Genomic DNA, 11,423 nt, shown 5'->3' with positions numbered 1-11,423 from the left:
CCACTTTTCCTGCTTCCACAGGATTTCGGCGCGAACCTGGCGGGCAGCGGGGGTGGCATCGCGGCCCAAAATCTCGATGGCGTGGTCATAGCGACCGAGCTCCATCAGGGCGCGGGCCTCCAGTGCACGACGCTCGGCCGCCACCGCATTGGGAAGCAGGGTCGAGCGCGAGCTCCACAGCGCTTGCAGTGCCGGTTCCGGCTGGCGGTTCATCAGATAGACCGCCGCCAGATTGGCCGAGACCTGCGCACGGGCTACGCCATCAAGGCGGTTCTCGGCCTGATATTTCAGCAGCTCCGCGGCCTGATCGAGCAGGTCAACGTCGATCAGGCGACGGGCCAGACGGCGGACCATCTCGTCGCCGTCCGCACCAACCGGCGTCAGGTCGCGGAAATCGAAGAACAGCGCCAGCGCCTGTACAGGCTGAAGCCCGTCCGCGGCACCCTCAAGGAACATAGCGCGGAAGGCGCGATCCAACTGCTCCTGCAGTTTGGCACCACCGGGCAGGCTGGTAATCCGTCCGCCTGCGCCCTTGAGCGCCGTCAGCGCCTCGCGATAGCGGCCTTGCGACAGGTAGAGCTCGCCCAGCGATTGGATCACCGCCAGTTCGATACCGTCCCCGCGCCAGCGCCATTTGAGCAGCTCCAGCTCCTTGGCCGCCTTGTCCGGCGTCATCGAGCCATTGGCCAGCGACAGACGCACGACGCCCAGCTTGGCCGTGGTGCGGATGTTGTCCATCCCCGCGCGGGAGGCGGCAGTATAGATGGCCAGAGCGCGCTTGCCCTGTCCCTCGGCTTCCAACAGCCTGGCCTGAACCAGACGCGCGGCCAGACGGTCCGCAGATGGCACAGCCGGTTGCCCGAACACATAGTTCAACAACTCGCGGGCCCCGCCCTTGTCGCCGGTTTCCAGCGCCGCCATCGCATGCGCCGTACCAAAGCGCGCGCGCCAGTCGGTCGAGAAGGCATCAACCGCACTGGCCCCTGCCGAGAACATACGGCGCGCGGTAGCCCAGTCCCCTTGCTGGGACGCGATATAGCCCTGCCAGACGCGGCTGGCCGGATCATTGGCCAGGGCACCGGAGGTGAAATCGGTTTCGGCTTCTTCCAGTCGCCCGATGCTGGCCCGCGCCGCGCCGCGCAGACCACGCACTTCCGGCACGCCCAGCATACCCGGCGTCTGTTCGATCAAGGCATTCAGAATGCCGATGGCTTCATAGTGCAGGCCCGAGCCTACGAGGAACCGCGCATAGGCCAGACGTGCCTCGACCGGAGCACGCGGATCATCTGCCGCGCGCGCCATTTCCGTCTGCGCCGCCAACTGCAGGTCACGGTGACGAACAGAGAAGCCGACCGTTCCGGTGTTGGCCCACCCCGTCTGGATCAGCGCAGGGAAACGCGCGGCTTTAGGCGCATCGATCGCGGGTGCCCCGGCCGCTTCGAGCGCCGCCGTCGGCGAGGAAAGCTTCAGGCCGCCCTTACGGCTGATGATAACCCGATCAGTGGCCGTATCGACGCTCAGGTCATCGGCAAAGGCTTCGACGGCCAGTCCTTGCGCCGTGCGCAAAATCTGCGCGTCGACAGATCGGCGGGCGACGTTCACCCCCTTCACAGGTCCTAGCGCCGGCACGGTAGCGATACGCTCGCCGGACATCGGATCGGTAATCCAGATGGTACGGCGTACGCCCGAGACCTGCGCCGACAGACTGGCTTTCACCTCGTCATCGCGGACAATGTGTATTCCGTCATTTGCCGAACTTTCGCCCAGCGACACAATCCAGTTCGCGCCGTCAGCTTGCGCGGACAAAGGTTGAGCCGACGGGGCCTCGATGCGCACGACCGTATAGTCAGGACCGGCGGCCCAGCGGATGCCGTCACCTTCACCCGATTTGATCTGGATGGCGGCCTTGGTATCGAATACGGCCCAGACGGCGTTTCCGCGCTTGAATACAGCGGCCGCTACGGGCGATTTGAAAGCAAACTGAAGCCTTGCCCGTCCGTTCTCGCGCACGACCGTAACAGGCACAACGGCGCCGGCCGACTTGGCCGTGGGGTCAGTGCTTGCGGGCGCATCTTCGGGACGGATGTTGACCCACACCGCGCCATCGGCACTTCCGGCTCCCGCCTCTGCCCCGTCAGCCAGCGTCAGAACCAGTTCGGTCCCTCCCGCAACCGCGCGGGTCTCGACCTTGGAGACACCCTTGGGCGGATCAACCTTCAGACGGCTGACGTCGGGAGCGGCGGTCGATCCCAACCGCACAATGATCTGACGACCGTCCTGACGGACGCGGGCGCGGCGACCGATGACACCTCCGAACTCGACGCGGGTAAAGGCATCGTTGGCCCCGACGCGGATTTCGATAGGGTCACCCGTCTGTGCCACCGCCAGCGGCATTTCCATGGGCGCAAGCACCATCACCCCCGCAGCGGCAGCCGCTGCAGAGGTCTTCAACACACGCTTGGTCACACGGGCCCCGGACATATCCCCCCATTGTCACCCCAAGGGGCTTTCCTCGTCGTTAACGACGGTTAAGCTTGGTTGGACAAAACGACCGCTTGAAGTGATAGCGATAAAATCCGAACCTGTCGGACATGCGGCGATGCCTATCGCCCGCCAGAATGTGGATTGTCACACCGTGTCAGAAGAACAGTACCCGCCGCTCAACCCCGTTGTTACGGGTATCCGCTGCCGCTGCCCACGCTGTGGCGAAGGCCCGCTGTTCAAAGGCTTCCTGACCATCACCGACAAATGCTCGAAGTGCGGTCTGGACTACAGCTTTGCCGACACCGCAGATGGTCCGGCCTTCTTCGTCATGTCCATCATGGGCACGCTGGGCATGGTCGGCTTCATGATCTTCGAGTTCACCGTCCACCCGCCGATCTGGGTACACATGGTGTTCACCTTCCCGCTGATCGGCTTCTTGTGCCTTGGCCTGCTGCGCCCGTTCAAAGGCTGGATGGCCTGCGCCCAATACAAGCACAAGGCCACCGAAGCGCGGTTCTGAGGCCTTAGCGCGCTAACCTGAGGGTCACGCCCACCGTGCGCGGCTCGCCCAGGAATGCGCCCAGTGTTCCGGTCTGGAAGGGCGCGCCGAAGGCGACCTGACGATAGGTTGCGTCGAACAGGTTACGGCCCCAGACCTCGACGCTCCACGCCTCGTCGCGGGTCACAGTGATGCGGCCATCCACGCGCCAGTGGGCGGGTTGGACCTTGATCGGATCGAGGTCGGAACCGGTGTTGTAGGCCGAGCTATACTTCGCGCCCAGCGTCACCCGCCCCGTCAGATCGCTCCAGACATTGCGCTCATAAGTGCCAGACAACGCCCCCGACCACAGCGGCGCAAAGCTCATACGCTTGCCCGCAAGCAATGGCAGGCCCGCAATCGGATCATCGCCGTATTCGGTCTGGGCATAGGTAACGCCGCCCTGCACCGACAGCCCCTCAACGGGGTGCCAGATCGCATCGACCTCCGCCCCCTTGGCCCGCACTTCGGGGATCGAGCGCACAAGGAAGGTGGTGCCCAGGAAGGTGTTGAGCTGGAAATCCTCATAGGTCTGGCGGAAGGCTGCGACCGACAGCAACAGGGTGTCGTCGAGCAAGACCGCCTTTGAGCCGACCTCGAACGCATCCACCCGTTCTGACGGGAAAGCGCGCGAGGCATCCGGCACCAGATTGGTCTGGCCGCGATCCAGATTGAAACCACCATTCTTGCGACCACGCGACCAGCCGCCGTACAGGCGTACCTGATCGCTTACCTGCCACTCGGCGCGGACCATGCCGGTTACGCCTTCGTCGGTCAGACTTTCGGACTGCCTCAGAGTGTTGAACGCGGGGTTCGACCACGGCAGGCACAGCATGGCGTTGCTGACACCCCGCGCCAGTGCCGCCGAACAGGCCTCCCCGCCGTCCGTGTTGCGATAGTCGGCGGTCATGGTCTTCTTCTCATGCGCCGCCCGCAGGCCCCCGCTGAGCGTGACCGCATCGGTCAGGCGATAGTCGATCTGGCCGAACAGGGCCGCCGACTTGGCGCGCTGGGCATAGGCGTCCCACTGACCCTCGCCCTCGATGAAGTTGGTGCCGAACGGCAGGCCCGTCAGTTGCGACACGCCATCGGCCTGCCCCAGCGGATTACCCGCACTACGGGTCAGCAGACGCCCGACATATTCCTCATAGTCGCGCCCATAAAGGATGCTGTCGCGGCGGCTGAGCTTCTCGTCAGCGAGGAACAGACCCGCGTTCCAGTCAAAGCGCGCCGTCTCCCCCGACAGACGGAACTCCTGCGACAGTGTGCGGAAACGGTTGGACCAGCTTCCGTCATCCGGACGATAGGCGATGTCCGCCGAGCTGAAGTCCCAGTCCTGCGAGATCACTCCGCGCCAATCGCGGTACGCCGTCACCGAAGCCAGACGCGCCCAGCCCAGATCGGCATCCACATGCAGCGACCCGCCGCGGTCGTGGATGCGGGTGTTGGTGTCGCGGTTGGAATAGGCGATGCGGGCGTCCGGATCCGGCGTCGCCATCACCCCGCCGTCCGGCGACAGGACCGCCAAAATCGGGGCCGTCGGGCCGGTAAGCACCTGAACACCGACGCAGCAGCGCTCGTCCCGCGCGGTATAGTCGGCGCTCAAACGTGCGCTGACGGTATCGCGCGGGGTCCACAGCAGTTGGCCGCGGATGGTGTCATAGTTTTCGTTCTGGTCATCGGTCGCCGTGCGCGGACCTTCGCCCGTACGGACCGAGTACAGCCCGTCGCGCTGTCGGGTGGCGACGTAGAGACGCCCCGCCAATTGGTCACCCACCAAGGGGCCGTTCAGACCGATGCTGCCGCCCTTTGTGCCATGCTCACCCAAGGTGGCTTCGAGGTTCAGCGACGGATCAAACGACGGAACCGCCGTCACCACATTGATGATGCCCGCCGAAGCATTCTTGCCAAACAGGGTCGGCTGCGGGCCTTTCAGCACCTCAATCCGCTCCACCTCGCCCAGATCGCCCAGAGCCACGCCGTTGCGCGGGCGATAGACGCCATCGACCATAACGCCCACAGCGCTCTCGACACCCGGGTTGTCGCCGACCGTGCCAACACCGCGAATACGGGCCGTGGTGAAAGTCTGATTGGACGAAGACGCCGTCAGCAGACCCGGCGTCGTCAATTGCAAATCCTTGATGTCGCGGACGCCAAGGTCGCGGAGCAACGCCCCGTCGGTCACCGTCAACGACAACGGCACCCTCGCCAGCACATCCCGTCCCCGCTCGGCTGTCACCACAATGTCCGAGACCGACGTGGGTGCTTGTTCTACTTCTTCCGCAGCGAAGGAGGGGCCGGCGGCCAACAGCAGTACCCATGGCGCACTGGCCATGACGAGACGCAATGATTTCACAGGGAGGTTCGCGCAAGAGCGTCGCCACGGCGACCAAAGAAACGCCGCTCTAGCAGAACACCACCACGCGAACCAATACCTTACGTTACGTAAGGATCGCTTTTAAGTTGATTTTACGCCCGCCCGCCGACGGGGCCATAGGCACGCGGTGCAAAGCTGTGGCCGACACGGGAGGTTGCGGCCCCGTCCCGACGATGCTCGCCTGCCGCCCTCATCAGCACGTCCAGACCCTCGGTCCTTCCGGCGTGATAGGCTTCCAACACAACCAGTACCCGTTCGGCCTCTTCCAGCGTTTGCGGCTCTTGTGCCAACAACCAGGCTTCGACGCCATCAAACTGCACCGTCAGACCGCTCTTTTGAGTCGCCTCGTCGACGCGTTGCGTGGCCCATTCGCGCAGAACACTGCGCGCCGCTTCCAATCCCCAGGTCTCAGCCATTTTGCTGCCCTCCCTGCACTCGCCCTTAGGCGGTTGGCCATCTTGAACAGGACGCTAACGTCAGATTGCCGCAATTCGATCCAACATTTTCGTGAATAACGCTGTAATATTAGCCAGTTAACCAAAGAACGGCGCTGTCCAGAATGTGGCGAAAATACGGAAACTCCTGATCGCGTTCACGTTTCACCATTCAGGTGATCACGGTTATTCGAAGCTTTACCAGAAGAAAACTCTGCGTTTTCGTAGAACCCTAAGTTTAGAAGTATTCGATTGAATACAAACTTTAAGGCCTAAGACGAACCGCCTCAGCGCAGCGCGAGTTCACCCCAGCGCCAACTGGGAGCCACAAAGGCCAGTCGCGGTGAGCCCGCATCGTCCCCCAGGGACACCACGACGGTGCCGTTGACCCGCTCCATCCTGCACTCGCGCGGGGCGAAGGCGACCTCCACCGCGATCGCCTGACGTACTCCGGCCAAGCCGCGTCCGTCCTGATCCAGAGCATGGACCCAGTCGCCGTCCCAGATAACGATAGCCCGACGACCTGACTGCATTTGCGCCTGAGCCGCGCGCACTGTCGCCTGAACCCGCGCATCGCGCCGGACCAACGCTTGAAGGCGCCCGGCCATATTGCATCCCGTGCCAGTCCCGGACCCGCCACTTCCGCCACCGCCCGAGCCCCCTTCGCCCGATCCACCTCCCGCACCGGCTCCGGCGACCAGTGCGCCCGCCAGTTCCCCATCGCCCAGCAGACGCATGTTAGGGGCTGGCGGCGCGGAGGATACGGCCACCACCTCGGTTGGCACCCGTGGGGGTGGCGTCCGGTGGATGGGCGGCGGCGGTGCAGTCTGGGGCTTGGGCGTAACCGTAGGGGCCTTTGCGGCTTCCTTGGTCTGTGCCGCTTGGGAAGGTGTGGGCACTTCTGCGGGTGGTCCGGTCGGAGCGGGATCCGGTTCGGGCTCCGGCGGCGGTGGAGGTTCGGGCGGGTCAATCAGCTCCACCATCACCACCGGTAAAGGCTCTGGCCCGGCCGGTGACTGTGCACGCATCCCCCAAATAATGCTCACGACCGCGGCATGTACGGTCAAGCTTAAGAGTATGGCCAAGCTTGTATTGCGGTTGCGTCGGGTCGTGATCTTGGAGTTTCGGCGCACAATGACTCCACGGCAGCAAGCTCTCTACATTTTACATAGTCAGACACCAGCAAATGCCAACTTCATGGCAAACGATGGTTTTTGAGGAAATATATTCCCGATGGTGCGTTCAGTTACGGCCAAGGTGACAAATTCCTGCCTTTTCGGGGTCATGACGCGGCCCAGACTGTCAAACTTAGTTCACCTTGCATGTCTGGCGGAGAGCCCTCCGTCGTTAACAGAGAGCAACTTGATGTCGATCATGACCCGCAAAGCCTTTGCCATCGGCACCGTTCTGGCGCTTGGCGTCGCAGCGAGCGGTTGCGCCAGTCACCGCTTCGTGCGGGACAACATCGCCGTCGTCGACGAGCGCGTGAGCGCCGTAGACAGCCGCGTTACCGGCGTTGAAAGCACCGCCAACCAAGCCCTCTCGCGTGCAAACGCGGCCCACAAACTGGCCGAAGGCAAATTCCTATACGAAGTCGTACTGTCGGACGACTCGGTGAAGTTCCCGAACAACGCGACCGCCCTGTCGCCGGAAGCCGAGCAGCGCCTGTCCGAGCTGGCCCAGCGCCTGAAGGCCGAGAACCGCAACGTTTATCTGGAAATCCAGGGTCACACCGATTCGTCGGGTAGCGCCGCGACCAACGAACGCGTTGGCCAAAGCCGTGCAGAGGCCGTTCGCCGCTACCTCAGCACCCAGGGCATTCCGCTCAACCGCATGTCGACCATTTCGTACGGCGCATCCAATCCGGTAGCTCCGAACAACAACCGTGAAGGCCGCGCCCAGAACCGCCGCGTTGCCATCGTCGTCCTGTCCTGATCCCGATCAGTACGAGACAATAAAAAAGGCCCGGACATCGCTGTCCGGGCCTTTTGTATATCTGGCAGAGCCGATTAAGCGGCTTCGGCCTCGTCTTCTGCTTCGGCAGCAGCGGCAGCCGCCGATGCGATCGGCTTCTTGGCCGCCAGCGACTTGCTCAGCAGGGCAATGGCAGCGTCCTTGTCGATGCCGTTGGCAGCAGCGACTTCGCGGGCCATGCGATCCAGAGCCGATTCATAGAGCTGACGCTCCGAATAGGATTGTTCAGGCTGGGTGTCGGCACGGAATAGATCGCGGACAACCTCGGCAATCGAAATCAGGTCGCCCGAGTTGATCTTGGCTTCATATTCCTGCGCACGGCGCGACCACATGGTGCGCTTGATGCGTGCACGGCCCTTGAGGGTGGTCAGGGCCTTGGTGACGGTGTCGTCGGCAGCCAGCGTACGCAGACCAGCCGTTGCGGCCTTCTTGGTCGGTACGCGCAGGGTCATTTTTTCATGATCGAAGGTCACGACGTAGACCTCGAGCGACATGCCCGCGACTTCCTGAGTTTCGATCGCGGCAACCTTGCCAACACCGTGGGCCGGATAGACCACAGCGTCGCCAACCTTGAATTCCAGACCGGACTTGCTCGTCATGACATTCCTTTCCCGGCACAAACGCCGGTGACTTGAGCAACATTCCGATAGAGCAAAAGCATTCCCGCCGCCGGATTTGATTCCGTCGGGAGAATGTCAAAGCCACACATCAGATGCTGTACAGGATCACCGAACCTCTGGCCGACCCCGTTAAATGCGGGGTTCTGTCGCAAACTCGGATAGCGTGCAGAGTTGCGGCACTACCCGTTTCGAATGGGAGGAACCTACCACAAAATTGCTAAATCTCAAAACATACACAGCGCAAAAGCTGTGCTATGCCCAATTGTGTTCAGAAAATGGCGCTGAACTCAGGAGCCTTTACCGGGCTTCGGGCTGAAGTATTTTTCGTATTTGCCGGTCTCGCGCTCGAACTGTTCGCGGTCTGCAGGCGGGGTGCCTTTGACCGTAATGTTCGGCCAGACCTTGGCGTATTCGGCGTTGATCTGCAGCCACTTGCCGTCGGGCTCGTCCTCGGTATCCGGCACAATGGCATCCACCGGGCATTCCGGCTCGCACACGCCGCAGTCGATGCATTCATCAGGCGCGATAACGAGGAAGTTCTCGCCTTCATAGAAGCAGTCCACCGGACACACTTCCACGCAGTCCATGAACTTACATTTCACGCAGGCGTCGGTGACGATGTAGGTCATTGCGGCAGTCGGGCCCGTCTGAACTGGTTGAGGTCGAGGGCGGGCAAATGCCCCCTCCCTCCCCTGCCTGTCAACCGATGACGCCATCAACCTTGGTCAAAGACGCAAAAAATCCGGTTTGGGACACCGCGACGTGAACTGGATATCGGCCCTGTGCGTATTTACCGTGCCCCCGGTGTGCTATTGCCGACCTCATCAGGGTGGACTGTCAGCTTTTCGAGCAAGTCAGGCGATAAGCCTTTACCCACCCTCTTCGCGTTTCAGACCTTCCGGAGAACGCCTATGCAAAATAAAGCCCGTTTAACTCTGATCGTCGCCTCGGCTGTTGCACTGCTGGGGACCGGCGGTGTCGTGGCCCAGAACGCCTTCACCAAGAACCCGGCGCAGGTCGAGGCAGGCGATTACGCCCTCGATTCCTCGCATGGCCGCATCACCTGGAAGATCGATCACCTCGGCTTTTCGGACTACATCGGCCAGTTCGTCAATGTGAAGGCGCAGCTGAAGCTGGACCCCGCCAATCCGGCCAACGGTTCGCTCACCGCTGAGATTCCGATCGCAGACATCGCCCCCAACGACGAGGCGCTCAAGCGCCACCTGCTGACCGCGGACTTCTTTGACGTCGAGAAATACCCGACGGCCACCTTCCGCTCGACTCGTATCGTGGTGGACAGCGACGACGCCAACGAGGCCGACGTCTATGGTGACCTGACCATCAAGGGCATCACCAAAGAGGTGAAACTGGAAGTCGAGTTCAATCAGGCCGGTGCTATGCGCGGTAAATACCGCGCCGGTTTTGACGCCGAGGCCAAGATCAAACGCTCGGACTTCGGCATCACCTACGGCCTGCCGGCATTGGGTGACGAGGTCGAACTTCACATCGAGGGCGAGTTCGTCAAATAGGCGATGCTCCGCCATTTGAGGCGGTTAAGAAAGGGCGCAGGCTTTCGGATCTGCGCCCTTAAATATGTCCGCGACCACCGCGATCACCATCCCATTTGGCGACCGGCTGCGGCTGATCCTTGGGCGAGTGATCCTCGTAAAGCGTTCTCGCCTCGGTGGCTGGCCCACGGCGCTCGCCGATGGCCAGCACCTTAACCTGTGTGATCCGACCACCGAGGCTGAACATAATCTCGTCGCCGACGTGGACCGTGCGACTGGGCTTATCCAGACGCACCTGCCGACCCTGATGGGTCAAGTGTACCTTCTTCTTCGACACCATTTCGGCCGCTAGCGCCCGCGTCTTGAAGAAGCGGGCGTAGAAGAGCCACAGATCAATCCGGATGGATTGGGGAGCGGCGCTGTCATCCATAGCGGCACCCAGGCATGGGTTCAGCCCTCGCCCGAAGGTTCAGGCGAAAGCGGTGATGCCTGTTGGTCCGACGGTGCTTCATCCGCGGGGGCAGAAGCCACCTCCGAACTTTCACCAGCTTCAGCAGCCGACTTCGGCTTACGCGAGCGACGACGGCGCTTCTTCTTCACATCGCCCTCGGCAGGAGCATCGCCAGCTTCATAAGAAGCAGCAGCTTCACCCGCACCTTCAACGGCGTCAGGCGAGGCGCCATCGGCACCGGCTTCAGCCACCGGCTTCTTGCCACGACGACGGCGACGCTTCTTCTTCGGAGCGGCCTCACCGTCAGCCGTTGGCGTGGCAGCAGCAGCATCCGCTTCGCCTTCGCTGGCTTCGGTAGCTTCACCCTCAGCCGCCACGCGCTCGCCCTTGGGCTTGCGGCGACGACGGCGCTTTTTCTTGGGCGCTGCATCACCTTCGGCGGCCACAGAGTTTTCGCCCTCTGCGCCTTCGACACCGGCGCTTTCGCTCGCTTCCGCGCCCTCGGCCACGGCAGCCTCGCCCTTGCCCTTGCCGCGACGGCGGCGGCGCTTCTTCTTGGGTGCCTCTTCGCTTTCAGTGGTTTCCGCAGGCGTCTCGCCCTCGGCCACAGGCTTTGCAGCTTTCTTCGGCTTCTTCTCGCGGTGGGGTTTGGCGGGCCTGGCTTCCGGCTCTGCCGCCTTCAGCGCCATCAGGGCAGCGAACGGGTTGTTCTCGTCCACCACGGCGGGGGCAGCAGCCGTTGTCGCCTCGTCACGACGCGGACCACGCAGGGCCGAGCGGACGGCGCGTACCTGACCGATGTTCCAGCCCAGGGTATCCAGCGCCTCTTGCGGCAGCTCGTTCCGACCCGCCTTGCGGCTCAGATCGGCATAGGTCTCCAGCATCTCGACCGGAACCGTAAAGCGCCCCACGGCCTGACGCCCAAAGGCCGCCAGCGCCTTCGCCGACGGCTTGTCCCCGCGCAGTTCGCGCAGGCCCTCGCCTTCCAGCGCCTTGCCACCGTCACGCGCCGCAAACGCCTGCGCAAAGGTCATGGC

10 protein-coding genes and 1 pseudogene are annotated in these 11,423 nt (G+C 62.8%); 3 read left to right on the top strand and 8 right to left on the bottom strand.

Features of this window, described 5'->3' with window-relative positions:
- Nucleotides 1–2,481, bottom strand: a 2,481-nt coding sequence (locus OB03_RS12640; RefSeq protein WP_461344382.1) for a tetratricopeptide repeat protein, incomplete at its 3' end; no start/stop codon positions are given.
- A 118-nt stretch (nt 2,482–2,599) separates the two neighbouring features.
- Here OB03_RS12640 and OB03_RS12635 point away from each other — a divergent pair.
- The gene (locus tag OB03_RS12635) at nt 2,600–3,004 is read left to right on the top strand and encodes a DUF983 domain-containing protein (protein WP_345791457.1); all 405 of its coding nucleotides are present in this window, start codon (nt 2,600–2,602) and stop codon (nt 3,002–3,004) included.
- Between the two features lie 4 nt (nt 3,005–3,008).
- On the opposite strand, the gene OB03_RS12630 is transcribed toward OB03_RS12635, so the two are convergent.
- The 3 genes from OB03_RS12630 to OB03_RS12620 form a co-directional block, all read right to left on the bottom strand.
- Nucleotides 3,009–5,378: a TonB-dependent receptor gene (locus tag OB03_RS12630; RefSeq protein WP_461344381.1), complete on the bottom strand. Its 2,370-nt coding sequence runs from the start codon at nt 5,376–5,378 to the stop codon at nt 3,009–3,011.
- A gap of 113 nt (nt 5,379–5,491) precedes the next feature.
- Nucleotides 5,492–5,815, bottom strand: coding sequence for a hypothetical protein (locus tag OB03_RS12625; RefSeq protein ID WP_242915356.1), 324 nt, complete (start codon nt 5,813–5,815; stop codon nt 5,492–5,494).
- 305 nt (nt 5,816–6,120) lie between these two features.
- The gene (locus OB03_RS12620; protein WP_461344380.1) at nt 6,121–6,813 is read right to left on the bottom strand and encodes a hypothetical protein; all 693 of its coding nucleotides are present in this window, start codon (nt 6,811–6,813) and stop codon (nt 6,121–6,123) included.
- A 385-nt stretch (nt 6,814–7,198) separates the two neighbouring features.
- Between OB03_RS12620 and OB03_RS12615 the strand changes: the two genes are divergently transcribed.
- Nucleotides 7,199–7,768 carry an OmpA family protein gene (locus tag OB03_RS12615; RefSeq protein ID WP_461344379.1) on the top strand — a complete coding sequence of 190 codons (570 nt, stop codon included), beginning with the start codon at nt 7,199–7,201 and terminating at the stop codon, nt 7,766–7,768.
- A gap of 74 nt (nt 7,769–7,842) precedes the next feature.
- On the opposite strand, the gene OB03_RS12610 is transcribed toward OB03_RS12615, so the two are convergent.
- Both OB03_RS12610 and fdxA read right to left on the bottom strand, forming a co-directional pair.
- Complete coding sequence (locus OB03_RS12610) at nt 7,843–8,406, bottom strand: CarD family transcriptional regulator (protein WP_242915350.1); 564 nt, start codon at nt 8,404–8,406, stop codon at nt 7,843–7,845.
- Nucleotides 8,407–8,714: 308 nt separating this feature from the next.
- On the bottom strand, nt 8,715–9,056 hold the full coding sequence (gene fdxA, locus OB03_RS12605) for a ferredoxin FdxA (protein WP_242915348.1): 342 nt from the start codon (nt 9,054–9,056) through the stop codon (nt 8,715–8,717).
- A gap of 282 nt (nt 9,057–9,338) precedes the next feature.
- Here fdxA and OB03_RS12600 point away from each other — a divergent pair, with 282 nt between their 5' ends.
- Nucleotides 9,339–9,956, top strand: coding sequence for a YceI family protein (locus OB03_RS12600; RefSeq protein ID WP_461344378.1), 618 nt, complete (start codon nt 9,339–9,341; stop codon nt 9,954–9,956).
- A gap of 58 nt (nt 9,957–10,014) precedes the next feature.
- Here the strand turns inward: OB03_RS12600 and OB03_RS12595 are convergent, their stop codons facing one another.
- Both OB03_RS12595 and OB03_RS12590 read right to left on the bottom strand, forming a co-directional pair.
- Nucleotides 10,015–10,365, bottom strand: coding sequence for an RNA-binding S4 domain-containing protein (locus OB03_RS12595; RefSeq protein ID WP_242915345.1), 351 nt, complete (start codon nt 10,363–10,365; stop codon nt 10,015–10,017).
- A 20-nt stretch (nt 10,366–10,385) separates the two neighbouring features.
- A pseudogene (locus OB03_RS12590) lies at nt 10,386–11,423 on the bottom strand (hypothetical protein); the annotation flags it as partial.

Source organism: Brevundimonas sp. GN22 (assembly GCF_054824005.1).
This window is presented reverse-complemented; position numbering and strand designations above follow the sequence as displayed.